Raw genomic sequence first — 23,649 nt, forward strand, 5'->3', positions numbered from 1 at the left:
CGCGCGAGACGGCGCGAAGGGCCGGGTCCGGCGCAAAAATCCTGCGCGGCGGTCTCAGCCGCGCAAAGCCGCGTCGAGATCGCGAAACAAGTCGTCCGGGTCCTCGATGCCGGTGGAGAGCCGCAGCAGGTCGGGGGGGCAGGGCGTCGTCGGGCCCTCCACCGAGGCGCGGTGCTCGATCAGGCTTTCCACGCCGCCGAGGGAGGTCGCCCGCTTCCACAGCCGTACGCGCGCCGCGGTGGCGATCGCCGCCGCCTCGCCGCCTGCGACGCGGATCGACAACATGAAGCCGAAGCCGCCCCGCATTTGGCGTGCCGCCACCGCGTGGCCGGGATGATCGGGCAGGCCGGGATAGAGGACGGCGCTCACCAGCAGATGGGCGGAAAGGCGCTCGGCCAAGTGTTGCGCCCCGGCGCTCTGGGCGCTCGCCCGCAACGGGAGGGTGCGCAGGCCCCGCATCAGCAGATAGGCCTCGAACGGCCCGAGGATCGCCCCCCAGGTGGCGCGGATCGCGACGATCCGCTCCCAGAACGCGTCCGGTCGCGCCGCGGCGAGCACGCCGGCCACCACGTCCGAGTGACCGTTCAGGATTTTCGTGCCCGAATGCATCACGAGGTCGGCGCCGTGTTCCAGCGGCCGAGTCAGGATCGGGCTGGCCGCAGTAGAATCGACGGCGAAGCGGGCGCCGGCCGCATGCGCGATCTCGGCGACAGTCGCGAGGTCGGTGACGGTGCAGAGCGGGTTGCCCGGCGTCTCGGCCCAGACGAGGCGGGTGCGGCCGGGCACGATGGCGGCGCGCAAAGCCGCGACATCGTCCATCGCGACGAAATCGACCGCGAGGCCGAGCCGGTCCGCTTCCTGGCGCAGCCAGCGCTTGAGGCCCCAATACATCACCTCCGGCGCGACCACGTGGTCGCCGGGCGCGAGCGCGCAGAACACGGCCGCCGCCGCCGCCATGCCGGAGCCGAACAGCAGGGCGCCGGCGCTCGCGCCCTCCAGCGCGGCGATGACCCCCTCGGCCTCCCGCACCGTGGCGTTGTCGGGCCGGGCGTAGGAGAAGCCGGAGCGGTAGGCGTTGTCGGCGTCGCGCAAGTAGGTGGTCGAGAGATGGAGCGGCGGCACCACCGCGTGGGTCACCGGATCGATATGGCCCATCGCCTGCGCGGCCAGCGTCCGCGGGCTCCATTCGCTCGCCGCGAGGGGGGCGGGATCGGCGTCCAAGCCTGCACGCAAGCCTGCATCCGGATCGGTCTCGGGCGCGTTGGTCCGGCTCATCGCATCCTCCTACGCTCTGCCCCGCGGGCTTGAGCGAAACCCCGGTTGCGGGCAAGGCGGACCATCGACGGACGGAGCAGCGAACCGTGCATACGACCCTGGAGGTTCCCGAGCGGCCGGCCCTGCCGCCGCTGCCCCGCATCGCCGCGGCGATCCTGCCGGTGGTGCTGACCGCGGCGATCGGCTCGCTCGCCACCGGCTCGAACATCGAGACGTGGTACGAGACGATCCGCAAGCCCGCCTTCAACCCGCCGAACTGGCTGTTTCCGGTCGCCTGGACATTGCTCTACGCGATGATCGCCGTCTCGCTGTGGCGGCTGCTCGGCGCGCGACCGGTGGTGGGTCCGTCGCGGCGGGCGTGGTGGCTGGCGCTCGCGGCCTTCGCGGGCCAGCTCGTCCTCAACGCCGCCTGGACCCCGGTGTTCTTCGCCGCCCACGAACTCGGGCTCGCGCTGATCGTGGCGCTGGCGATGCTGGCGATGATCCTGTGGACGATCCGCCTGTCCTGGCGCTTCGACCGGGCGGCGGCGTGGCTGCTGGTGCCCTATGCGGCCTGGGTCAGCTTCGCGTGCCTGCTGAACGGGGTGATCTGGCAGATGAATTGACGGCTCAGGCCGCCAGCGCCCGCGACACCGTCGAGCGCAGGTCGGCGAGCGAGAACGGCTTGGTTAGTACGTCGGTGACGATGGCATCCAAGCCGCGGGCGCGTTCGCGCTGGTCGGCGAAGCCGGTCATCAGCAGGATGGTCAGGTCGGGATAGTCGCGCTTCGCCGCCAAGGCCAGCGCGATGCCGTCCATCAGCGGCATGCGGATGTCGGTCAGCATCAGGTCGAAGCCGCCGCCGGCCTCGGACAGGCGGTCGAGCCCGTCGCTGCCGTCGATGGCGGTGACGACGGAGTGGCCGTCGAGTTCGAGACCCCGCTTCAGGAAGCCGCGCAAGGTGTCCTCGTCATCCACCAGCAGGATGCGCGCCATGACCGGCTGTCCTCTACCTTTCTCGGGATGTCGTCGTGTCGATCGATTGATCAAGCGCGACCGTAGCCTGTCAAGCCTTTGCAGGGCTTCAGGTTCCTTCCGCCGCTTTTATGGGCGGAGTGTCGCCGATTTATCAGTCTCGACTGTCTGGGCGGCGTCAAGCGCCGCCGACGCGGCGTCAGGCGCCGCCGAACAGGTCCGGGTCGGTGCTCTCGTAATCGACGAGGCCGACGAAGGGCAGTTGGCGGAAGGCGTGGGCCGCGTCCATGCCGTAGCCGACGACGAACACATCGGGACACGTGAAGCCGACGAAATCCGCCTCGATCGTCACCGCGCGCTTGCCGGGCTTTTCCAGCAGAACCGCGGTGAGCACCCGCCGGGCGCCGCGGGCCATCAGCAGGTCCTTGGCGAAGACCACGGTGCGGCCGGATTCGAGGATGTCGTCCACGAGCAGCACGTCGCGCCCGCGCACCTCGCTCTGCACGTCGCGCAGGATTTCGACCTGCCCCGACGACACGGTGGAGGTGCGGTAGCTCGACAGGTGGACGAACTCGACCTGCGGCGACAGGCCGGCGCGATGCAGCGCCCGCAGCAGGTCGGCGGCGAACATGAAGCTGCCCTTGAGCACCGCGACGACGAGGAGGTTGTCGGGCTTGGCCGCGACGATCTCGGCGGCGAGTTCGTCGTTGCGCTGGGCGATCGTGGCCTCGTCGAACAGGACGCGGACGCGTTTGGATGCGGTGCTCATGCGGATCTTGAAAACCTGGGACGCTCGCGGCCGGCGCCGAAAGAGGGTGCTGCGGGGGAGCATAGCACGCGGAGGCCCCGCCGCCAGGGTCCGAACCGGATGGCTGCGCGTCAGTGGTCCTGCGTCGCAGGCAGCGGCGCGGTCTCGCCGAAGCGCACCTCGACGCGGCGCCCCAGGGCCGGGGGGGCCGACAGGCTCGCCTTGAAGCGGGCGCGCTCGCCGGGCTCCAGCGCCGCGCGGGGGCCGGGCACCGACCAGCGGTAGAGCGACTGCCCGTGCTCGTCGCGCACCTCTATCTCCACAGGCGGCACCGCCACCCGCTCGCGGGCGACGCCGACGAGGTCGCCCTCGACCACGAGGCGGGCCGGCTCGGCGCCCTCGGCCGGGCTCTGGAAGGCGGCGAGATCGGAGAAATCGATGCCGCGCAGGTTCACCGTGAGGCCGATGCCGGCATAGAGCCCGGCGGTCTGCGGCATCGCCCGCACCACGGTGGCGCGGCCGAGCAGGGCCAGCGGCAACAGGGCGGCCACCGTGAGGCCCGCGGCCAGCGCGGGTGAGAGGCGGCGCGGGCCCGCCCGCTTCGGCTTGCGCGCGACCTTCGGCGGCGCGCGGCGGCGCGGCGGGGGCGCCTCTTCCGTTTGAGCCGGCGGCGCGGCTTCGGGCGCCTCGCCGCCGAGCGCGGTTTTGAACGGGTCGGTCTCCGGCGCCATCTCGGCCAGCAGGCCCGCGGCGACGTCGTCGGGGCCGATGTACCACGTCTCGCGGCAGGCGGCGCAGCGCACCGAGCGGCCGGCGGCGCCGACCTTCTCGGCATCGATGCGGTACTCGCTGGCGCAGGCCGGGCAGACGATCAGCATGGGGATACGCGGCTGAGTCCGGGGCGGCGGGTTGCCGCGCGCTCGAAAAGGACACAAACGTTCTCCCCCAGTAGGGTTAACCGGCCGTGAAGCCGGCCGCAGCGCCCCGGACCCCGGTCCGGGCCCCACGAGAGTCAGGTGGAGCGAGCCTTGTCGGCTGGGAAGAACACGGGCAGCCTGCTGTCCGGCGCGCAGGAGCCTGTCGTCCGCTTCGAGAGTGTCGGCATGCGCTACGGGCTCGGGTCCGAGGTGCTCTCCGACGTGAGCTTCGAGATCGCGCCCCACTCGTTCCAGTTCCTCACCGGGCCCTCGGGCGCAGGGAAAACCACGCTGCTGCGCCTCATCCTGCTCTCGGTGAAGCCGACGCGGGGGCTCGTCTCGGTGTTCGGCGAGGAGGTGAGCGGCATCTCCAACGACGCGCTGACGGGTCTGCGGCGCCGCATGGGCGTGGTGTTCCAGGATTTCCGCCTGCTCGACCACCTCACCACCTACGAGAACGTCGCGCTCCCGCTTCGCGTGCAGGAGCGGTCGGAGGCGAGCTACCGGGCCGAGGTGGTGGAACTTCTGCGCTGGGTGGGGCTGGGCGAGCGCATGCACGTGCTGCCGCCGCTCCTGTCGGGCGGGGAGAAGCAGCGCGCGGCGATTGCCCGCGCGCTCATCGCCCGGCCCGAATTGCTGCTCGCCGACGAGCCCACCGGCAACGTCGATCCGAGCCTCGCCCGGCGCCTGCTGCGCCTGTTCATGGAGCTGAACCGGCTCGGCACCTCGGTGCTGATCGCCACCCACGATTACGGCCTGATGGACCTCGTCGATGCCCGCCGCATGGTGCTCGGCGAGGGCCGCCTGCGGATCGAGAACTGATGAACGAGGCCCGCCCCCCCGCGCCCGCGCGCCCGGCCGAGAGCGCCGCGCCTTCGCTGCCGGCCAATCTCCGGCGCAACGCCCCCCTGGTGCCGACCGATTCCGCGGCGAGCCGGGCGCTCGCCGCCGTCATCGCCATCCTGACCTTCCTGGCCGCCCTCTGCGCGGGGGCGGCCGAGATCGCCGTATCGAGCGCCGGCCAGTGGCAGGGCAGCGTCGCGCAGGAGGTGACGGTGCAGATCCGCCCCGGCGCCGGCCGCGACATCGAGGCCGACGTGAAGCGGGCGGAGAGCATCGCCCGGGCGCACCCTGGCATCGTCGGCGCCCGCGTCTTCACCAAGGCCGAATCCGAGCGGCTGCTGGAGCCCTGGCTCGGCGCCGGCCTCGACCTGTCGGACCTGCCGGTGCCGCGGCTGATCGCGCTGACCCTGCCGCCGGATGCGCGCCCCGACCTCTCGACCTTGCGCACCGCGCTGACCGAGGCGCTGCCGGGCGTGGCGAGCCTCGACGACCACGCGCTCTGGCTCCAGCGGCTCTCGGTGATGGCCAACACGCTCGCCGGCATCGGCATCGGCGTCGTCGCCCTGGTGCTGATCGCCACCGGTCTGGCCGTGGTGTTCGCCACGCGGGGCGCCATGGCGGGCAACCGCGAGGTGGTCGAGGTGCTGCACTTCGTCGGGGCCGACGACGCCTACATCGCGAAGGCCTTCCAGAGCCGGTTCTTCCGTCTGGGGCTGCGCGGCGGTGCCCTCGGGGCCGGCGCGGCGCTCCTCGTCTGCGCGCTCGCCGGGTTGGCCGCCCGCGCGTGGCGCTCCGGCCCGGCGGGGGAGGAGATCGCGGCCCTGTTCGGCACCTTCCAAATCGGCTGGCAGGGTTACGCCGTGATCGTCGTGATCGGCGCCATCGCCTCCGTCGTCACCGCCATCGTCTCGCGGGTGACGGTGCGCCACTTCCTGCGCTGATCATTCTCTCAGAGAGGCCGTTAACCTTTCGTCAAGCATTGCGGACCGAATCTCCGCCTCCATGATACCGCAATGAGCCGCTGTCCTGTCGCCCATGTCCGCGCGAACGTCACGTCCGACGACGACCGGCGCCCTGGCCTTGAGAGCAAGGGATGCGCTCGGCTGGTCCTGGTCGGCGCCGGTGCCGCCGCGGATGCGTGAGGCGCGAAAGACCGGCCGGGGGCGCCTCCTGCTGCGGCTCGCCGTCCTCGTCGGGGTGCTGGGGTTGCTGGCGCTGGCGGGCGGCTTCTTCGCCTTCGTCACCGCGATCGAGCGGGCCGAGCGCCCGCCCGCCGGCCGGGCGGACGCCATCGTCGTGCTCACCGGCGGCTCGCAACGCATCGGCGACGCCATCGACCTCCTGTCCAACGGCCACGGCCGCCGCCTGCTGATCTCCGGCGTCAACGAGCGCACCAGCCGCGACGAGATCGCCCGGCTCAACCCGAACCAGCAGCACTGGATCGATTGCTGCATCGATCTCGACTACCGGGCGCGCAACACCATCGGCAACGCCATCGAGACCCGCCGCTGGATGCGCCGCCACGGCTTCAACAGCATCGCGGTGGTGACCTCGAACTACCACATGCCGCGCACGCTGGTGGAGTTGCACCACGCGCTCGACGAGGGCGAGACGGTCATCCCCTATCCGGTCGTCTCCGACGGCTTCGACGTGTCGCGCTGGTGGGCCGACCCCTCCGCCGCCCGGCTGGTTGGCGCCGAATACCTCAAGTTCCTCGTCGCGTGGCTGCGCACGCAGATCGAATCCGACCCGGAACAATCCCACTTCGCCGTTCTGGTCGGCCGCCGCAAACCGGTGAAGATCGTGGCCGAGCGCCTGATGCGCGAAATGAATTGATCGGCGTCAGTTGAGGGCTCGGCCTCAGCTCAACGCCTCGCGAAACGCTTTCAAGTTCGCGCGCATCATATCCAGATAGGTCGGCGCCGGGCCGGTCGGGCCGCTGAGCGCGTCGGAAAACAGCCGGGCGCCGACCTTGGCGCCGCTCTCGCGGGCGATCTGCTGCATCAGCCGGGGGTCGGCGATGCTCTCCACGAACACCGCGGGCACCTTGTCGCGACGGATCTGGCGGATGATGCGGGCGACGTCCTTGGGGCCGGCCTCGCTGTTGGTCGAGATGCCCTGCGGCGCCAGGAAGCGCAGGCCGTAGGCCGCCGCGTAGTAGCCGAACGAATCGTGGGTGGTGATGACCCGCCGCTGCCCCTCGGGGATCGTCGCGAGTCCGGCTCTGATCTCCCCGTCCAGCGCGGCGAGTTGTTCGGTGTAGGCCGCAGCCCGCGCGGAATAGTCGGCAGCGTGGTCCGGATCGGCCTTGGCCAGCGCGTCGCGGATGTTGGCCACGTAGGTCTTCACGTTGGCCACGCTCTGCCACGCATGCGGATCGGGATGGTCTCCCTCGCCGTGGCTATGTCCATGATCGTGGTCGTGCTCCTCGCTCGCCGGGATCGTCTTGATGCCGGCCGACGCCGTGACCACGGGCGCCTTGGTGCCCGAGGCGCGGATCAGCCGCTCGATCCAGCCCTCGAAGCCGAGGCCGTTGACGACGACGAGATCGGCCTCCGCCACGCGGCGGGCATCGCCCGGCGCCGGGCTGTAGCCGTGGGCGTCGGCATCCGGCCCGACGAGGCTCGTGACCGCCACCCGGTCTCCCCCGACCTGCGCGACGAGGTCGGCCAGGATCGAGAAGGTCGCCACCGCCTTCAGCTTCGCCTCGCCCGCCGCGGCGGAAAGAGGCGCCAGCGCCGCCAGCACCACCAGAACCCGCAACAGCGCCCGACCCATCCAACCCGCTCCCAGCTTTCGATCGGGTCGGCATAGTGTAACATTATCACATCGCCAAGAGCGGGAGAGGTACGCTCCATCGCAATCGCTCTGAATGAGCGATTGTACCGTATGCCGGGCGCGAAGAGCGCCCCGCGCAGCGGGCCTCGGCGGCAGCCGAGGCGTCGAGCGGAGCGAAAGCCAAGGCCGCGGATGCGGCCGCCGGCGGTTGAGGCTGACGTGAAATCCCGAACATGGACAACCTGTCATGTGCCGGACACGCTACGGTGAGGGGAGCTTGTCCATTCTCGAGCCACTTCGGGGGAAGTGTCTCACGGGATGGAGTTCATCCATGCTGAATCGAAGAATGATGGGTGCCGCCGCCCTCGGGCTGATCGGGATCGGCTCCGTGGCGCTGGCGGCGCAAGCCAACGAGCGGCCCGATCCGTTCGCCCGCGGCCATTGGCACGGACGCTGGAACGCGCTGTCGCCGGAGGATCGGGCGGCCTTCACCGATGCCCGCGTCGCCGCGCTGCGCGCTGGGCTGACGCTCACCCCCGATCAGGAGAAGCTGTGGCCGCCGGTCGAGACCGCGATCCGCGATCTCGCCAAGCAGCGCGACGCGCAGCGCACCGCCCGGCGCGAGCGCGGGCGCATGGTGGACGACGCTCCCGGCGCGCTGCGCGGCATGGCCGATGCCGCGACCGCCCGCGGCGAGGCCCTGCGGAAGCTCGCCGACGCGACGACGCCGCTCTTCGCTACCCTGGACGAGGGCCAGAAGCGCCGCGCCATGGTGCTGGCCCGGCCGCTGCGCCCCGGCGGCGAGGGCCACGGCTGGCGTCACCGCCACGGCCGCGACTGAGCCCCCGCGCTTGATCCGCAGCCGATACGGCGGCAAACCCCCGCGGGGAGCCTTCCGGCTTCCCGCGGAAAGATACGGAAAAATATGGCGCGCCGGCCGCTCCTGAGGGGCGACACCCTTCCCCTGCTCGGCCGCCTCTGGCGCGAATGGCTGTCGCCCCATCGCGGCACGCTCGCCGTGGTGCTGGTGCTGATCGCCATCGTCGGCGCCGCGACCGGCCTCTACCCGGCGCTGATCAAGGCCGCCTTCGACGCCTTCGACCACAAGGATTCGTCCGCGCTGGCCTACGGGCCGCTCGTCGTCATCGCGGTCACCTCGGTGCGGGGCTTCGCCCTGTTCGGGCAGACGGTGCTGACCAACCGGGTCGTCACCCGCGTCGAGGCCGACATGCAGGCGGCGCTGTACGGCCACCTGATCGAGGCCGACCTGGCGCAACTCGGCCGCGAGAGCCCGGCCGCCTTCACCCAGCGCTTCACCACCGATTTCGCCTTCATCAAGGAGGCGCTGACCCGCATCTCGACGGTGCTGCTGCGCGACCTCGCCATGCTGATCGCGCTGGTGATCGCGCTGGTCTGGATGGACCCGCTGCTGACGCTCGCCGCCGCGGTCATGGTGCCGTTCGTCGCCGGGCCGATCGGGAAGATCGGCAAGAAGCTGCGCCGGGTCTCGACCACGACGCAGGAGCAGATGGGCGCCACCGCGAGCCTCATCACCGAGAGCCTGCAAGGGGCGCGGGTCGCCAAGACCTACGCGCTGGAGGGCTACCTCAAAGGACGCGCCACGCAGGCGCTCGACGAGGTGCGTCGCCTCAAGATGAAGGCCGCCAACGCCCGCGGCCGGCTCGACCCGCTGCTCGAAGTCGGCGGCGGCTTCGCGGTGGCCGGGGTGCTGGTGCTGGTGGGCCAGCGGGTGATGTCGGGCGACCGGACGGTCGGCGACTTCACCGGCTATGTCGCCGCTCTGCTGCTCGCGGCACAGCCGGCCCGCGCGCTCGGCACCCTCAACGCCATCCTGCAGGAAGCGGCGGCAGCCCTCACCCGCTACTTCGCCGTGATGGACGAGGCGCCGACCATCCGCGAGAAGCCGGGCGCAGCGGCCCTCACCGTCACCGCGGGCGAGATCCGTTTTGAGCGCGTGCATTTCCGCTACCGCGCCGACGCGCCGGCGCTAGAAGGCATCGACCTCGTCGTGCCCGCGGGCTCGACCACGGCGCTCGTTGGGCGCTCGGGCTCGGGAAAATCCTCGCTCCTCAACCTCGTGCCGCGGCTGCACGACGTCGGGCAAGGCCGCGTCCTGATCGACGGGCAGGACCTGCGCGACGTGACGCTCGCCTCGCTCCGCGCCAACGTCGCCGTGGTCTCGCAGGAGGTCGTGCTGTTCGACGACACGGTGGCGGCCAATATCGGCTTCGGCCGCCCCGGCGCCTCTCGGGTCGAGATCGAGGCGGCGGCTCGGGCGGCGGCGGCCCACGGCTTCATCGAGCGGCTGGGCGAGGGCTACGAGTTCCGCGTCGGCCCGAGCGGCGGGCGCCTGTCGGGGGGAGAGCGCCAGCGCATCTCGCTCGCCCGCGCCTTCCTCAAGGACGCGCCGATCCTGCTCCTCGACGAGGCGACCTCGGCGCTCGACTCCGAATCCGAGCATCTGGTGCAGGCGGCCCTGGAACGGCTGATGCGCGGCCGCACCACGCTGGTCATCGCCCACCGCCTCTCGACCGTGCGCGAGGCCGGCCGCATCGCCGTGCTGGAAGCCGGCCGCGTGGTCGAACTCGGTCGCCACGAGGAGCTGGTCGCGGCCGGCGGCACCTATGCGCGGCTGCACAGGCTTCAGTTGTCCGACGATTCCGGCCTCAACCGGGCTGGCGCCGACCCGGCGTGATGTTAACCTCAGGCCTCGATGAGCCTGATCGACAACGAGCAGACGAAGCTGCTGGCCACCGCGCTGAACACGGCGGCGACCTCGTGCTTCACCGTGGGGATCGCGACGCCGATCGCGGGGTATCTGTACAATATCGGCGGCCTTCGAACGACATTGCCGTTTTGGATTCTGGTAGGCGGGCTCCTCGCTTGGTCCACAGCGGCAATCACCCTACATCTGATCGTAAGACAGATCCTGAAGAGGCTGCGTGCATGAACGAGTACGCGATCTTCGCCTTCGTGGTGACGCCCCTTTTCGTGGTTGCTTCGGGCTACGCCGCCATGCGCCTGCACGAATGGGACCTCGACCGCCGCCATCGCAACGACCCGGCCGAGTGAGTTTCCCGCCCGCGAACGTGATCCCGCCGCTGGCACCGGCGCCGCCTCTCGTTCGTCTTCCCTCGGGATACGAGGGAGCGACCGTATGACACCCGCATTGTTCGGACGCACCTCCACCGGCGAGGCGGTGAACCGCTATGCGCTGGTGCGCGGGGCGATGCGGGTCGAGATCATCACCTACGGCGCGGCCATCACCGCCATTGAGGTGCCGGACCGCGAGGGACGATCCGCCAACGTCGTCCTCGCGCTAGGCTCCGTCGAGGCCTACGAGACCTTGAGCCCGCATTTCGGCGCGGTGGCGGGCCGCTACGCCAATCGGATCGCGGGCGGGCGCTTCGCCCTCGACGGCCAAACCTACACGCTGCCGGTCAACGCCCCGCCCAACACCCTGCACGGCGGCCCCGCCGGCTTCGGCAAGCGCAACTGGCGCGTCGCCGCCGCCGATGCCACGCGTCTGGCACTGGCGCGACGCAGCCCGGACGGGGAGGAGGGGTTTCCGGGCAACCTCGATGCCGAGGTGGTCTACAGCCTGCCCGAAGACGGCACCCTGCGGATAGACTACCGCGCCTGGAGCGACCGGCCGACGGTCGTGAACCTGACCAACCACAGCTACTTCAATCTCGCGGGGGAGGGGGCCGGCGACGTGTTCGGCCACGCGGTCGCGGTCTTCGCCGACGCCTTCACGCCGACCGACGCGACGCAGGTGCCGACCGGCGAGATTCGCGACGTGGCGGGCACGCCGTTCGATTTGCGCGAAGCCACACCGCTCGGCACGCGCATCCGCACGGGCGACCCGCAGATCGTGATCGCCAAGGGCTACGACCATAATTTCGTGCTGCGCGGACCCAGTGACACCTTGCGCCCGGCGGCGACCTGTACCGATCCGGGCAGCGGGCGGCGCCTGGACGTGGAAACCACGCAACCGGGCCTGCAACTCTACACCGGCAACAACCTCGACGGCACGCTGGTTGGCCCTTCCGGCCGCACCTATCGATCGGGCGACGGCGTCTGCTTCGAGACGCAAGGATTTCCCGACGCGCCCAACCGCCCGGAGTTTCCGAGCACGGTGATCCGGCCGGGGCAGATTTTCGTGGCGAGCACAGCGTATCGGTTCTCGACGGTGTAGGGCGTCATCCTCTGTCGCCTCCGAGCACACGCGCTACGGCGTGGGTCTTTTGGATGCCGTAGCGCGAGGGTCAGCGCTGGGATACGAGCGAAACGAGACCGGGCGAACGGATCGCTCCCGACACCTGCGACCCAACGACCGCGCCCTTGACATCCCACCATCTGCATCCGAAGTTTCTGTCATGACCGAAACTTCGGACATTCCCCAGAAACTCCCGGCCGCCGTCGAGCGCTTCGTGCTGCACTGGGGCGACCTCGGCGGGCAGTGGGGGGTGAACCGGTCGGTCGCGCAGATCCACGCGCTGCTCTACCTGTCGGACCGTCCGCTCGCCGCCGAGGACATCGCCGGCACGCTGGGCATCGCCCGCTCCAACGTCTCGACCTCGCTCAAGGAGCTGGCCGGCTGGCACCTGATCCGGCGGGTGCCGGTGCTCGGCGAGCGGCGCGACTTCTACGTCGCCGAGACCGACTTGTGGGAAATGGTCACCCGCATCGCGGCGGGGCGGAAGGAACGCGAGATCGATCCAGCCATCGTCGCGCTGCGCGCTTGCGTGGCGGAAGCGAAGGACGATCCGACCGTCGGGGCGGTGGCGAACCGGCGCCTCAAGGCGATGCTCGATTTCACCGAGACGCTCGACGGCTGGTACGCGCAGATGCTGCGGGTGCCCCACAACACGCTGGCCAAGCTGATCCGGCTCGGGGCCGGAATCGTGCGATATCTGCCGGTGAGATAGGGGGCACTCGCGGGGTACTAACCCGCGAGCAAATGCCCGCTCGGCCGGTCGGAACCCCAAATCTTCTCGAGGTTGTAGAAGCCGCGCACTTCGGGGCGGAAGATGTGGACGAGCACATCGCCCGCATCGATCAGAACCCAGTCGCAGGCCGGCAGGCCCTCGACACGGGCGTTGCCGAAGCCCCGGTTCTTCATCTCCTGGATGATCTTGTCGGCGATCGAGCCGACATGGCGCTGCGAGCGGCCGGAGGCGATGATCATCGTGTCGGCGAGCGAGGTCTTGCCGACGAGGTCGATCTCGACGGTCTCCTCGGCCTTCATCTCGTCGAGGCAGCCGAGGGCAAGGGCCTTGAGGGCGCCGGACGCGGCGGCCTGGGCATCGGAGCCGGCGGCTCCCTGGGTCACGGTCTCGGTCAGTGTCCGGGTTCCTGCGTCACGAACGGCGCATGGCGAATCCGCCAGCATGCTGAAATTGGCGGCTTTCTCGAAGCTTTTCAAGTTCGCCAAACGCCCTACGGCCATGCCCGTGCCGGGCATCGTGAACGGTTTGGCGCCATTCAGGGGCTCTGGCCCTCACGCAACGCCGTCGAGGATAGCGCCGAGCGCGGCCCGTGCAGGAACACCCAGGCCGGGGGTTTTTGGGAAGCGAGGGTCGGGGCCTCGCACTCCGGAAGGCGCGCGGCGGCAAACCGCCGGGCGGCGCGGGCGGCTTTGGCGGTGAGCGTGTGGCCGGGGCGGTCGATCACCGCGATCGGCATCAGCGCCGCGATTTCCTCGTAGTGGCGCCAGCGGTGGAAGCTACCGAGCGAATCGGCGCCCATGATCCAGACGAAGCGCAAATCGGGCCGGCGGCGGCGCAACTGGCGCAGGGTCTCGACGGTGTAACGCAGCCCGAGACCGGCCTCGAAACCCGTCACGACGATGCGCGGATCGGTGGCGATATGGCGCGCCTGCGTGATCCGCGCGTCCAGCGGCGCCAGCTCGCCTACGTCTTTCAGCGGATTGCCGGGGGTGACGAGCCACCACACCCGGTCGAGCCGCAGCCGCCGCAAAGCCGTGCGGCCGACATGGAGATGCCCGGCATGGGCCGGGTTGAACGAGCCGCCGTAGAGGCCGATCCGCTGGCCGCGGGCGGCCGGCGGAAGGATGTCCGTGCGCAAGCGCAGGTCAGCGGGCGGTCACGGCCGGGTCTGGCCGCTGCCGTGGACGCGGTACTTGAAGGTGGTGAGCTGCTCGACGCCGACCGGGCCGCGGGCGTGCATCCGGCCGGTGGCGATGCCGATCTCGGCGCCGAAGCCGAACTCGCCGCCGTCGGCGAACTGGGTCGAGGCGTTGTGGACGACGATGGCCGAATCGACCTCGTTGAGGAAGCGGGTCGCCGCCTCGTTGTCGTCGGTGATGATCGCGTCGGTGTGGTGCGAGCCGTTGGCCTCGATATGGGCGATGGCCGCGTCCAGTCCATCGACCACGCGGGCCGAGATGATCGCGTCGAGATACTCGGTGCGCCAGTCGGCTTCGCTCGCCGGGCTCACCCGCGGATCGGCGGCGCGGACCGTCTCGTCGCCGCGCACCGCGCAGCCGGATTCGAGCAACGCCTCGATGAGCGGCTTGAGGTGGGTCTCGGCGACGGCGGCATCGACCAGCAGCGTCTCGGCGGCGCCGCAGATGCCGGTGCGGCGCATCTTGCTGTTGAGCAGCACGGTGCGGGCCATGCCGAGATCGGCCTGCGCCCCGACATAGACATGGCAGACGCCGTCGAGATGGGCGAAGACCGGGACCTTGGCTTCCGACTGGACGCGCTCGACGAGGCTGCGCCCGCCGCGGGGCACGATCACGTCGACACAGCCGTCGAGGCCCGCCAGCATCAGGCCGACCGCCGCGCGGTCGCGGGTCGGAACGAGTTGGATCGCGTCCGCGGGCAGGCCGGAGCGGGCCAGCCCCTCGCTCATGGCGGCGGCGATGGCGGTGGCGGTGCGGTGCGAATCCGAGCCGGCGCGCAGGATCGCGGCGTTGCCGGCCTTGAGGCAGAGCGCGCCGGCATCGGCCGTGACGTTGGGGCGGCTCTCGAAGATCACGCCGACGACGCCGAGCGGCACCGAGATGCGCTCGATCAGCAGGCCGTTCGGCCGCTCGAAGGCGGCGAGCTGGCGCCCGACCGGATCGGCCAGACCGGCCACCTTCTCCACCGCCTCGGCGATGGCCGAGACGCGGGCCTCGTCCAGCGTCAGCCGGTCGATGATCGCCGCGGTGAGGCCCGCGGCCTTGCCGGCGGTGACGTCGCGGGCGTTTTCGCGCAGGATCGTCGGCGCGGCCTCACGGATGCTCTCGGCGACCGCGCGCAGGGCGAGGTCCTTGGCCTGGGCGGAGGCGAGCGCGATGCCCCGGCTCGCCGCGCGGGCACGCCGGCCGATCTCGGTCATTTGGGTCGCGAGGTCGTCGGCACCCGCGAAATCGGACTTGAGGTTCAGGACCGGCACGTTCCCGCTTCCCTGATTGACGTCTTGAGAGGTCCATATGGACCCCGATGCGCCCCTTTGCATGACGCGCGGGGGTTGAACAAGCACGTGCGGCGCGTTGTCGGCACGATATTTCATCGCACCGAGGCGAGGTGCGCGATGATACCGGTCAGCTGCCCACCATGGCGAGGTCGTCGCGGTGGATCATCTCGGTGCGCCCCGGCTGAGCCGCGCTCGCGGCGATGTCGCGGCTGGAGCGGCCGATGATGGCCGCGGCCTCGGCACTATCGTAGTTGACGAGGCCGCGGCCGAGCACGCGCCCCTCGGGGCCGCGGATCAGCACGGCGTCGCCCTTGGCGAAGCGGCCCTCGATTCCCGTGACGCCGACCGGCAGCAGGCTCGCGCCGCCGCGCAGCGCCTGGGCCGCGCCGGCATCGACGACGAGCGTACCCGACGGCTCCAGCGCCCCCGCGATCCAGGTCTTTCGCGCGGCGGTGGGTGTCGAGCCGGAGAGGAACCACGTGCAGCGCCCGCCCTCGCGGATGGTGCGCAACGGATTTTTTCGCCGCCCGTCGGCGATGACCATGTGGGTGCCACCCGAGGCCGCGATCTTGGCGGCCTCGACCTTGGTGCGCATACCGCCGCGCGACAGTTCCGAGGCCGGGCCTCCGGCCATCGCCTCGATCTCCGGCGTCACGCGCTCGACCACGGGCAGGTGGCGGGCGTCCGGATCGGTGTGGGGCGGGGCGGTGTAGAGCCCGTCGATGTCGGAGAACAGCACCAGCACGTCGGCGCCGATCATGGTCGCAACGCGGGCGGCCAAGCGGTCGTTGTCGCCGTAGCGGATCTCGATCGTCGCCACCGTGTCGTTCTCGTTGACGACCGGCACGGCGCGGACTTCCAAGAGCTTCTGCACGGTCGCCCGCGCGTTGAGGTAGCGGCGGCGCTCCTCGGTGTCCTTCGGGGTCACGAGCACCTGGCCGGCGACGATGCCGTGATGGCCGAGCACCTCGGTCCAGTGGCGCGCGAGCGCGATCTGCCCGACGGCGGCCGACGCTTGGCTCTCCTCCAGCCGCAGCGGGCCCGGCGGCAGGCCGAGCACGGTGCGGCCGAGCGCGATGGCGCCCGAGGAGACCACGAGCACATCGACGCCGCGCGCATGCAGGTCGGCGATGTCCTCGGCGAGCGCCGCGAGCCACGCATGGCGCAAGCGGCCCCGCGCACTGTCGACCAGCAGCGCGGAGCCGACCTTCACGACGACGCGGCGGAACTCTTCGAGGGCGGGCGGCTGAGGCACGGACATAGGCGGAGCGAAAGGCGGGACGACGCCGTTCCTGTGCCTCAAGCGGCCGGCCTTGACCAGACGGGCAGGGCGCATGGGTGCCGCCCCCGGTGGGGCGCTCCGGTTTTCGTTTCCGGGCACAAAGCCTGTACAAGTTCGCGTGAATGAGGACCGCCGATCCGGCGGCGTAGGCGAGAATATGCCGTTGCCCGAGAACCGCGCCTGGGAGAGCCTGCTGCGGGATCGACGCGTGCTCGTGATCGAGGACGACTATTTCTGGGCGGACGAGCTTTCGGCCGGCCTGCGCCGGGCCGGCGCTCTGGTGCTCGGCCCCACCGGCACCCTCGCCTCGGCGCTGGCGCTGCTCGCGCCGGAGCCTGAACTCGACGCGGCAGTGATCGACATGAACCTGCGCGGCGAGCGGGCCGAGCCCCTGGTCGATCGGCTGGTGACTCTCAAGGTGCCGCTGCTCCTCGTCACCGGCTACGAGTGTTCCAGTCTGTCCGAGGCCCATATCGGGTTGCCGTGCCTGGAAAAGCCGGTGGCGCTCGCCGCGGTGCTCACCGCCCTGAGCCGTTTGCTGCCGCAGGGATAGCCGACGGGCTCTCGCGCCACAGCTTCCCCGCCTCGGACAGAAGTGGCGGGAGCCCGGACCCTTGACCTCACCGATCGGATTCTACTTGGCGGCGATGCTGGCCGGCGTCGCCTTCGTGGTGCAGCAGGCGGCGAACGCCAAGCTGCGCGGGGCGCTCGGCTCGGGCCTGTGGGCGGGCTTCACCAACTTCGCCGTCGGCGGGATCGCGGTGCTCGTCGTCATCGCGATCCTGCGCGAGAGCGTACCGACGATCAGTGCGGCGGGGCGGGCGCCCTGGTACGCCTGGATCGGCGGCGGGCTCGGCGCGCTCTACATCGTCGGCTCGGTGTTCCTGCTGCCGCGCATCGGCGCGGCCTCGCTGATCGCCCTGATCCTGGTCGGCCAAATGCTGGCCTCGCTCGCCTTCGACCATTTCGGGCTGATGGGCGTGCCGGTCCACGAAGCCAATTCTTTTCGCATTTTCGGCGCAGTGCTGCTGATCGCGGGGGTGGCGCTGATCAGTATGTTTTGAGAGTCCGTTCGTCGGATTGGTCCTACCCAACGCCCTCATCCTGAGGTGCTGCGAAGCAGCCTCGAAGGAGGGCTCCAGGGATCACTGAGCGAACTGGAGCCCTCCTTCGAGTCTGAGCTTACGCTCAGCACCTCAGGATGAGGGGAAGGGGTGGGATCGGCCGTTCGAAAAGTCTTCGGCGCTGTGCCCGATCCGAAGACGTCGCGCACTGGATTGCTTCGGCTCCGCCTCGCAATGACGGCGCGGTGCGGAGCCGAAGCAACGGTTCTCGCAGCGATTACCGCGAAAACTTCTTGTATTTCAGCTTCTTCGGGATGATCGAATCGGTCCCGAGGCGCCGCTTCTTGTCGGTCTCGTAATCCGAGAAGTTGCCCTCGAACCACTCGACGTGGCTGTCGCCCTCGAAGGCGAGGATGTGGGTCGCGATGCGGTTCAGGAACCAGCGATCGTGGCTGATGATGACCGCACAGCCGGCGTAATCCTCCAGGCCCTCTTCGAGCGCCCGCAGGGTCTCCATGTCGAGGTCGTTGGTCGGCTCGTCGAGGAGCAGGACGTTGCCGCCCTTGCGCAGCGTCGCGGCGAGGTGAACGCGGTTGCGCTCGCCGCCCGAGAGCACGCCGACCTTCTTCTGCTGGTCGCCGCCCTTGAAGGCGAAGGCCGCGCAATAGGCGCGGGAATTGATCTCGCGCTTGTTGAAATACAGGATGTCGTTGCCGCCCGAAATCTCCTGCCAGACGGTCGAGTTCGGATCGAGCGCGTCGCGCGACTGATCGACGTAGCCGAGATGCACGCTCTCGCCGATCGCGATGGTGCCGGCATCGGGCGTCTCGTTGCCGGTGATCATCTTGAACAGCGTGGTCTTGCCGGCGCCGTTGGGACCAATGACGCCGACGATGCCGCCCGGCGGCAGCTTGAACGAGAGATCCTCGATCAGCAGGCGGTCGCCGTAGGCCTTGTTCAGGTTCTGGAACTCGATGACGTTCTGGCCGAGCCGCTCGGTGATCGGGATGACGATCTGCGCGGTCGCATCGACCTTCTGCTGCTGCTTGGCGACCAGTTCCTCGTAGCGGGTGATGCGCGCCTTCGACTTGGACTGGCGGGCCTTCGGCGAGGCCGAGATCCACTCCTGCTCGCGGGCGATGGAGCGCTGGCGGGCCATATCCTCGCGGCCCTCCTGCGCCAGGCGCTTCTGCTTCTGCACCAGCCAGGACGAGTAATTGCCCTCGTAGGGAATGCCCTTGCCGCGGTCGAGTTCGAGGATCCAGCTCGTGACGTTGTCGAGGAAGTAGCGGTCGTGGGTCACGATCAGGATCGCGCCGGGATACTGGCGCAGGTGGCCTTCGAGCCAGTTCACGGTCTCGGCGTCGAGATGGTTGGTCGGCTCGTCGAGGAGCAGCAATTCCGGCTCCCACAGGAGGAGCTTGCACAGCGCGACGCGGCGGCGCTCGCCGCCCGAGAGCGTGGCGACCGGCTGCTCGTCGCTCGGGCAGCCCATGGCCTCCATGGCCTGATCGACCTTGGAATCCAGCTCCCAGAGGTTGCCCGCCTCGATCTTGTCCTGGAGCGCGGTCATCTCGTCCGCGGTCTCCTCGGAATAGTTCATGGCGAGTTCGTTGTAGCGGTCGAGCAGGGCCTGCTTCTCGGCCACGCCCTCCATCACGTTCTCGCGCACCGACTTGTCGGGATCGAGATGCGGCTCCTGCGGCAGGTAACCGACGCGGGCGCCTTGCGCGACCCAGCCGTCGCCGGTGAAGTCCTTGTCGATGCCGGCCATGATCTTGAGCAGGGTCGACTTGCCCGAGCCGTTGATGCCCAGCACGCCGATCTTGGCGTCGGGGTAGAACGACAGGTTGACGTTATCGAGGACCTTCTTGCCGCCCTGGTAGGTCTTGTTGAGACCCCGCATGTGATAGATGAAATCGCGGGCCATGTGCGCTCGTCCTTGAGAGAGGAACCGTGCCGGCCGGGCCGGATGCAGCGGATGCGCGCCGCCCCGCGCGGGGCCGGCCCTGGTTCAGGGCTGCCGCGCGGGCGCCGTCCGCTCACGGGTGAAGAATTTGGGTTTCCGACTATCAGGGCCGCCGGGCAGGGGCAAGGACGGGGCTCAGGCGAAGGGGTTTCGGACTTTTGCTGCGGCCTCCGGCTCCTCGGCCACCTGCTCTGGCAAGTCCTCGCCTTCCAGAACGGAGACGATGGCGTCGAGGGTTTCGCGGAGGTCATGTGCGCGTCGAAGGCCCTCGCGGTCGCGGGCGATGTCGAGGGAGCCGTGGAGCGCGATGCGCGCGGTGCCGTTCTCGATCGAGAAATCCCCCATCGTGCGGACGGCCGCGTCGTCGGCAAACGGCGTGAAGGCGGGCTTTTGGCGAGTCATCGAGCCTTCATCCTCAAAAGATCGCCCGCATCAGCTCGCGCCACAGGCGCTTGAGCACGTCGTGGGCCAGTTGGCGAAAGAAGTCGCCCCAGGACTCACCCCGCGCCTCGTCGCGCGAGAACTCGCGTGGTTCGGGCAGGTCCATGGCCTTCGCCTTGGCGGCGTCGGGGAGCGCCGGAAACACATCGATCCCGGCGGTGTCGCGGAGCGTCGCGAGCGAGACCGCCTTCCACTCGGCCCCGGCCTCGTTGGCGGCGAGATAGGCGCCGGCCTCGCCGGAGCGCGGATCGTAGATCGCCTTGAACAGCTGCGTCGGCACCAGAACGCGGCCCTTGATCGAGCCGACGCTGCGGCCGGAAAAGATCGGGCCGGTGACGACGAACAGCTCGCCGCGCTCGGAGGCGAGCCGCCGCACGCTCTCCTCGATGCCGGCCCACAGGCTGCGGTTCACGCTGCGGTTCTGGGGCACGATGTTGGCGAGCGTGAAGGATTGCGCCTGCGCCTGCGGGCTCGGCATGTCGCCCGCGGGCGCGAGGTGGCCGCGGTCGAACCCGCTATGGACGTAGTCGGCGAGGCTCGCGCGGTCGTCGGCGGGCAGGCGATCCTCGTCGTGGAAGGCATCGTCGCGCTCGACCCGCCGGGCGGCGGAGACGCCGGCGCGGGTCAGCCGCTCGACGGCGTAGAGCGGCGTGCGCGAGACGCCGGAATGCAGCACCGCGAAGGCGTCGAAGCAGAGCGGCACGGTGCGCTCCTCGAGTTTTTTGTTGGTCAGGACCGGCGCGCGGCCGTCTGCGAACAGGGCCGGGCAGGCGGGGGCCGTGTCGGCGAGCGCGGCGCCGGGCACGCCCACGACGAGCGCGACGAGAGCAATCCGAAAAAGAATCATGCGGCGGCGCTAGAAGCAGACCCGGACCCGGCGGGGGCCGGACGGGGTGTAGCGCCAGCGGATGCCGCAGGGGCGGCCCAGCGCCCCGCGCAGGGTGCCGTCGAACGGCCGCACGTCGCGATCCGGCGGCCCCGGCGGGCGGCGGCAGCGGACGGGCCACGCGCAGTCGCTTCGGACGACGCTTCTTTCCGCACGGCCAGCATCTGCCGCGGCCGCCGGGACGAGGGTCGCGAGGAGCAGGATCGGGAGCGCAAGAATCGGAATCATCGTGCCGGGGGCCACCTTCGCGGGGCGGCCCGATGTTGAACGAGCAGCCCTAACTTCATACTTAAGGCCGGTCGCGGCGCGAAACAGGCGGCTTCCTTAACTGTGAAGGCATGCGGGACGGGCGAATCCTGCAAATGCTTGGGCGCTGTTGCACTCGGATCATGGCATCCTGTGACCGGATCGCGGTAAGGTGCATGTTCGAATGTCCGTCGAAGGGTCGGGAAAGCCGCCGATTCGAGGGACGCACGGAATCAGCGGAGCGGTCCGCGACAGGGATGAGACGCCGAAATTGCGCCGCCCCGTCCCGAGCCGCCTGAAGGCGGCCCGGGCCGCCGTCGAGAAATGGGTGAAGACTTTGGCACTAGCGGACACGACGATCCTCGAGGGTCTTGAGACGCCCGACCGGCTGCGGCAACTGCCGGAAAGCAAGCTGCAGGACGTGGCGGACGCCGTGCGCGCCGAGATGATCGACGCCGTCTCGATCACCGGCGGCCATCTCGGCTCCGGCCTCGGCGTGGTCGAGCTGACGGTCGCGCTGCATCACGTGTTCGACACCCCCGACGACCGCATCGTCTGGGACGTCGGCCATCAATGCTACCCGCACAAGATCCTCACGGGGCGGCGCGACCGCATCCGCACCCTGCGCCAGGGCGGCGGGCTCTCGGGCTTCACCAAGCGCTCGGAGAGCGAATACGACCCGTTCGGCGCGGCCCATTCCTCGACCTCGATCTCGGCCGCGCTCGGCATGGCGGTCGGCCGCGACCTCGCGGAAGCCGACGCCAAGGCGAAGGGCACCGATCCGGGCCGGCGCCGCAACATGGTGGCGGTGATCGGCGACGGCTCAATGTCGGCCGGCATGGCCTACGAGGCGATGAACAATGCCGGCGCGCTGCACTCGCGCCTGATCGTCATCCTCAACGACAACGACATGTCGATCGCGCCCCCCGTCGGCGCGATGTCGGCCTATCTCGCCCGGCTGGCGTCCGGCGGCACCTACCGGGGCCTGCGCGAGACGGCCAAGCAGCTCGGCAAGCTGCTGCCCAAGGCCCTCTACGAGCGCGCCGTGCGCGCCGAGGAATACGCCCGCTCGCTGGTCGTCGGCGGCGGCACTATGTTCGAGGAGATGGGCTTTTACTACGTCGGCCCGGTCGATGGGCACAACCTCGACCACTTGCTGCCCGTTCTGAAGAACGTCCGCGACAGCGATCAGGGCCCGATCCTGCTCCACGTCGTCACCCAGAAGGGCAAGGGCTACGGCCCGGCCGAGGCCTCGGCCGACCGCTACCACGGCGTGGTCAAGTTCGACGTGGTCTCGGGCGTGCAGGCCAAGGCCAAGGCGAATGCCCCGGCCTATACCCGCGTGTTCGGCGAGAGCCTGATCAAGGCCGCCGACGCCGACCCGAAGGTGGTGGCGATCACCGCCGCCATGCCCGGCGGCACCGGCATCGACCTGTTCGGCAAGGCGCATCCCGACAAGACCTTCGATGTCGGCATCGCCGAGCAGCACGCNGGCGATCACCGCCGCCATGCCCGGCGGCACCGGCATCGACCTGTTCGGCAAGGCGCATCCCGACAAGACCTTCGATGTCGGCATCGCCGAGCAGCACGCGGTCACCTTCGCGGGCGGTCTGGCGACCGAGGGCTACAAGCCGTTCGTGGCGATCTACTCGACCTTCCTGCAGCGGGCCTACGATCAGGTCGTCCACGACATCGCTCTGCAGAACCTCCCGGTCCGCTTCGCGCTGGACCGCGCCGGGCTGGTCGGCGCCGACGGCGCCACCCATGCGGGCGCGTTCGACCTCGCCTACCTCTGCTGCCTGCCGAACATGNGTCCGCTTCGCGCTGGACCGCGCCGGGCTGGTCGGCGCCGACGGCGCCACCCATGCGGGCGCGTTCGACCTCGCCTACCTCTGCTGCCTGCCGAACATGACGGTGATGGCGGCGGCCGACGAGGCCGAGCTGGTGCACATGGTGGCGACCGCGCACGCGCACGACACCGGCCCGATTGCGCTGCGCTACCCGCGCGGCGAGGGCGTCGGCGTCGAGCTGCCGGAGAAGGGCGAGGTGCTCGCCATCGGCCGGGGCCGGGTGATCCGCCGTCCCGAGGGCGCGCGGGTGGCGCTCCTCTCGCTCGGCACGCGCCTGTCGGAGGCCCTGAAGGCGGCCGACGCACTGGAGGCCGAGGGCGTGGCTGTCACGGTGGCGGATGCGCGCTTCGCCAAGCCGCTCGACGCGGAGTTGGTGGTCGATCTGGCGAATACCCACGAAGTCCTGGTGACGGTCGAGGAAGGCTCGGTCGGCGGCTTCGGGGCGATGGTTCTGCATCTGCTCGCCGAGCGCGGCGTGCTGGATGCCGGCCGGGTCCGCGTGCGGGCGCTGACGCTGCCGGACACCTACCAGGACCACGACAAGCCCGAAAAAATGTACGCCGAGGCCGGGCTCGACGCCGAGGGCATCCTCAAGGCGGTCCGCGCCGCGCTGCCCGAGCAGAAGAAGGGCAGCCGCACGGGTCGTCTACGGTTGGCGTAACCGCCACCGTCATTCCGGGGCTGCGCAGCGGAACCCGGAATCCACGACTGGCCGCGACGGCCCTCACAGCCGCGCATCACGGGTGGATTCCGGGTTCGCCTTCGGCGCCCCGGAATGACGGTCGCGATTGAGTAAGCAGGAGCGGCGCTTGCCGCACTGCGCCATGAATGAGAGAAGCGCCGCACCGTTCTGAACCGCCGAATCGGTGGCTTGGATGGGCGCGGCGTTTCCATTTGCCCGAACCTCCGCCGGTCGGCGGGCGCGGGCCTTCCGGTCGATCACGCGA

Annotated in this window: 26 protein-coding genes and 2 pseudogenes; 15 read left to right on the forward strand and 13 right to left on the reverse strand. The window is 70.1% G+C overall.

The annotated features are described in order from the left end of the window. Window positions 1-54: 54 nt before the first annotated feature. Window positions 55-1,275: a trans-sulfuration enzyme family protein gene (locus tag ASG52_RS12120; protein ID WP_056243288.1), complete on the reverse strand. Its 1,221-nt coding sequence runs from the start codon at window positions 1,273-1,275 to the stop codon at window positions 55-57. Window positions 1,276-1,361: 86 nt separating this feature from the next. Between ASG52_RS12120 and ASG52_RS12125 the strand changes: the two genes are divergently transcribed. After that, window positions 1,362-1,880, forward strand: coding sequence for a TspO/MBR family protein (locus ASG52_RS12125; protein ID WP_056243290.1), 519 nt, complete (start codon window positions 1,362-1,364; stop codon window positions 1,878-1,880). 4 nt (window positions 1,881-1,884) lie between these two features. Here the strand turns inward: ASG52_RS12125 and ASG52_RS12130 are convergent, their stop codons facing one another. The 3 genes from ASG52_RS12130 to ASG52_RS12140 form a co-directional block, all read right to left on the reverse strand. Continuing rightward, window positions 1,885-2,250, reverse strand: a complete 366-nt coding sequence (locus tag ASG52_RS12130; RefSeq protein WP_056243292.1) for a response regulator — start codon at window positions 2,248-2,250, stop codon at window positions 1,885-1,887. Between the two features lie 178 nt (window positions 2,251-2,428). Continuing rightward, on the reverse strand, window positions 2,429-2,998 hold the full coding sequence (hpt, locus tag ASG52_RS12135) for a hypoxanthine phosphoribosyltransferase (protein WP_056243345.1): 570 nt from the start codon (window positions 2,996-2,998) through the stop codon (window positions 2,429-2,431). A 110-nt stretch (window positions 2,999-3,108) separates the two neighbouring features. Further along, a complete protein-coding gene (locus ASG52_RS12140; protein WP_056243294.1) occupies window positions 3,109-3,855 on the reverse strand; it encodes a zinc-ribbon domain-containing protein in 747 nt (248 codons plus the stop codon). A gap of 150 nt (window positions 3,856-4,005) precedes the next feature. Here ASG52_RS12140 and ftsE point away from each other — a divergent pair, with 150 nt between their 5' ends. The 3 genes from ftsE to ASG52_RS12155 all read left to right on the forward strand — a co-directional run bounded on the left by ftsE (window position 4,006) and on the right by ASG52_RS12155 (window position 6,573). Then, window positions 4,006-4,716 (forward strand): cell division ATP-binding protein FtsE, encoded by a 711-nt coding sequence (gene ftsE / locus ASG52_RS12145; protein WP_056243295.1) that lies wholly within the window; start codon window positions 4,006-4,008, stop codon window positions 4,714-4,716. Beyond that, on the forward strand, window positions 4,716-5,678 hold the full coding sequence (locus ASG52_RS12150; RefSeq protein WP_056243297.1) for a cell division protein FtsX: 963 nt from the start codon (window positions 4,716-4,718) through the stop codon (window positions 5,676-5,678). The genes ftsE and ASG52_RS12150 overlap by 1 nt, the downstream gene beginning before the upstream one ends. A gap of 193 nt (window positions 5,679-5,871) precedes the next feature. Then, window positions 5,872-6,573, forward strand: coding sequence for a YdcF family protein (locus ASG52_RS12155; protein WP_056243346.1), 702 nt, complete (start codon window positions 5,872-5,874; stop codon window positions 6,571-6,573). Window positions 6,574-6,597: 24 nt separating this feature from the next. Here ASG52_RS12155 and ASG52_RS12160 read toward each other — a convergent pair whose 3' ends face one another. Then, the gene (locus tag ASG52_RS12160) at window positions 6,598-7,515 is read right to left on the reverse strand and encodes a metal ABC transporter substrate-binding protein (RefSeq protein WP_156383906.1); all 918 of its coding nucleotides are present in this window, start codon (window positions 7,513-7,515) and stop codon (window positions 6,598-6,600) included. A 331-nt stretch (window positions 7,516-7,846) separates the two neighbouring features. On the opposite strand from ASG52_RS12160, the gene ASG52_RS12165 reads away from it, so the two are divergent. The 6 genes from ASG52_RS12165 (at window position 7,847) to ASG52_RS12180 (ending at window position 12,467) form a co-directional block, all read left to right on the forward strand. Continuing rightward, window positions 7,847-8,356 (forward strand): Spy/CpxP family protein refolding chaperone, encoded by a 510-nt coding sequence (locus tag ASG52_RS12165; protein WP_286159023.1) that lies wholly within the window; start codon window positions 7,847-7,849, stop codon window positions 8,354-8,356. Window positions 8,357-8,440: 84 nt separating this feature from the next. Then, window positions 8,441-10,231, forward strand: a complete 1,791-nt coding sequence (locus ASG52_RS12170) for an ABC transporter ATP-binding protein (RefSeq protein WP_056243301.1) — start codon at window positions 8,441-8,443, stop codon at window positions 10,229-10,231. A gap of 18 nt (window positions 10,232-10,249) precedes the next feature. Next, a complete protein-coding gene (locus tag ASG52_RS26265; RefSeq protein WP_082552510.1) occupies window positions 10,250-10,486 on the forward strand; it encodes a hypothetical protein in 237 nt (78 codons plus the stop codon). Next, on the forward strand, window positions 10,483-10,608 hold the full coding sequence (locus ASG52_RS28305) for a hypothetical protein (RefSeq protein ID WP_286159024.1): 126 nt from the start codon (window positions 10,483-10,485) through the stop codon (window positions 10,606-10,608). The genes ASG52_RS26265 and ASG52_RS28305 overlap by 4 nt, the downstream gene beginning before the upstream one ends. An 85-nt stretch (window positions 10,609-10,693) precedes the next feature. Further along, on the forward strand, window positions 10,694-11,734 hold the full coding sequence (locus tag ASG52_RS12175) for an aldose epimerase family protein (protein WP_056243303.1): 1,041 nt from the start codon (window positions 10,694-10,696) through the stop codon (window positions 11,732-11,734). A 181-nt stretch (window positions 11,735-11,915) separates the two neighbouring features. Beyond that, window positions 11,916-12,467, forward strand: a complete 552-nt coding sequence (locus ASG52_RS12180; protein WP_056243305.1) for a GbsR/MarR family transcriptional regulator — start codon at window positions 11,916-11,918, stop codon at window positions 12,465-12,467. Window positions 12,468-12,484: 17 nt separating this feature from the next. On the opposite strand, the gene rsfS is transcribed toward ASG52_RS12180, so the two are convergent. The 4 genes from rsfS to proB all read right to left on the reverse strand — a co-directional run bounded on the left by rsfS (window position 12,485) and on the right by proB (window position 16,225). Continuing rightward, window positions 12,485-12,931 carry a ribosome silencing factor gene (rsfS, locus tag ASG52_RS12185; RefSeq protein WP_082552512.1) on the reverse strand — a complete coding sequence of 149 codons (447 nt, stop codon included), beginning with the start codon at window positions 12,929-12,931 and terminating at the stop codon, window positions 12,485-12,487. A 92-nt stretch (window positions 12,932-13,023) separates the two neighbouring features. Continuing rightward, a complete protein-coding gene (locus ASG52_RS12190) occupies window positions 13,024-13,626 on the reverse strand; it encodes a nicotinate-nucleotide adenylyltransferase (RefSeq protein ID WP_286159026.1) in 603 nt (200 codons plus the stop codon). 18 nt (window positions 13,627-13,644) lie between these two features. After that, window positions 13,645-14,943, reverse strand: coding sequence for a glutamate-5-semialdehyde dehydrogenase (locus ASG52_RS12195; protein WP_056243309.1), 1,299 nt, complete (start codon window positions 14,941-14,943; stop codon window positions 13,645-13,647). A 148-nt stretch (window positions 14,944-15,091) separates the two neighbouring features. Next, the gene (gene proB / locus ASG52_RS12200; protein ID WP_056243311.1) at window positions 15,092-16,225 is read right to left on the reverse strand and encodes a glutamate 5-kinase; all 1,134 of its coding nucleotides are present in this window, start codon (window positions 16,223-16,225) and stop codon (window positions 15,092-15,094) included. Window positions 16,226-16,409: 184 nt separating this feature from the next. Between proB and ASG52_RS12205 the strand changes: the two genes are divergently transcribed. Together ASG52_RS12205 and ASG52_RS12210 are read left to right on the forward strand one after the other, a co-directional pair. Then, a complete protein-coding gene (locus ASG52_RS12205; RefSeq protein WP_156383907.1) occupies window positions 16,410-16,799 on the forward strand; it encodes a response regulator in 390 nt (129 codons plus the stop codon). Between the two features lie 61 nt (window positions 16,800-16,860). After that, on the forward strand, window positions 16,861-17,310 hold the full coding sequence (locus ASG52_RS12210; RefSeq protein WP_286159027.1) for a DMT family transporter: 450 nt from the start codon (window positions 16,861-16,863) through the stop codon (window positions 17,308-17,310). A 277-nt stretch (window positions 17,311-17,587) separates the two neighbouring features. Here ASG52_RS12210 and ettA read toward each other — a convergent pair whose 3' ends face one another. The 3 genes from ettA to ASG52_RS12225 all read right to left on the reverse strand — a co-directional run bounded on the left by ettA (window position 17,588) and on the right by ASG52_RS12225 (window position 20,567). After that, on the reverse strand, window positions 17,588-19,240 hold the full coding sequence (ettA, locus tag ASG52_RS12215) for an energy-dependent translational throttle protein EttA (protein ID WP_056243316.1): 1,653 nt from the start codon (window positions 19,238-19,240) through the stop codon (window positions 17,588-17,590). Between the two features lie 174 nt (window positions 19,241-19,414). Continuing rightward, window positions 19,415-19,681: a hypothetical protein gene (locus ASG52_RS12220; RefSeq protein ID WP_056243317.1), complete on the reverse strand. Its 267-nt coding sequence runs from the start codon at window positions 19,679-19,681 to the stop codon at window positions 19,415-19,417. Between the two features lie 13 nt (window positions 19,682-19,694). Continuing rightward, window positions 19,695-20,567 carry a DNA/RNA non-specific endonuclease gene (locus tag ASG52_RS12225; RefSeq protein WP_056243319.1) on the reverse strand — a complete coding sequence of 291 codons (873 nt, stop codon included), beginning with the start codon at window positions 20,565-20,567 and terminating at the stop codon, window positions 19,695-19,697. A gap of 622 nt (window positions 20,568-21,189) precedes the next feature. Between ASG52_RS12225 and dxs the strand changes: the two genes are divergently transcribed. The 3 genes and pseudogenes from dxs to ASG52_RS28320 all read left to right on the forward strand — a co-directional run. Beyond that, a partial coding sequence (gene dxs, locus ASG52_RS28310; RefSeq protein ID WP_502691053.1) for a 1-deoxy-D-xylulose-5-phosphate synthase occupies window positions 21,190-22,343 on the forward strand: 1,154 nt, incomplete at its 3' end. A gap of 17 nt (window positions 22,344-22,360) precedes the next feature. Then, a pseudogene (locus tag ASG52_RS28315) lies at window positions 22,361-22,663 on the forward strand (1-deoxy-D-xylulose-5-phosphate synthase); the annotation flags it as partial. A gap of 1 nt (window position 22,664) precedes the next feature. Then, window positions 22,665-23,363: pseudogene (locus tag ASG52_RS28320) on the forward strand (transketolase C-terminal domain-containing protein); the annotation flags it as partial. Between the two features lie 63 nt (window positions 23,364-23,426). Here the strand turns inward: ASG52_RS28320 and ASG52_RS27120 are convergent. Beyond that, window positions 23,427-23,645 (reverse strand): hypothetical protein, encoded by a 219-nt coding sequence (locus tag ASG52_RS27120; RefSeq protein WP_156383909.1) that lies wholly within the window; start codon window positions 23,643-23,645, stop codon window positions 23,427-23,429. Between the last annotated feature and the right edge of the window lie 4 nt (window positions 23,646-23,649).

It is taken from the genome of Methylobacterium sp. Leaf456 (genome assembly GCF_001425465.1).
Classification (GTDB): Bacteria; Pseudomonadota; Alphaproteobacteria; order Rhizobiales; family Beijerinckiaceae; genus Methylobacterium.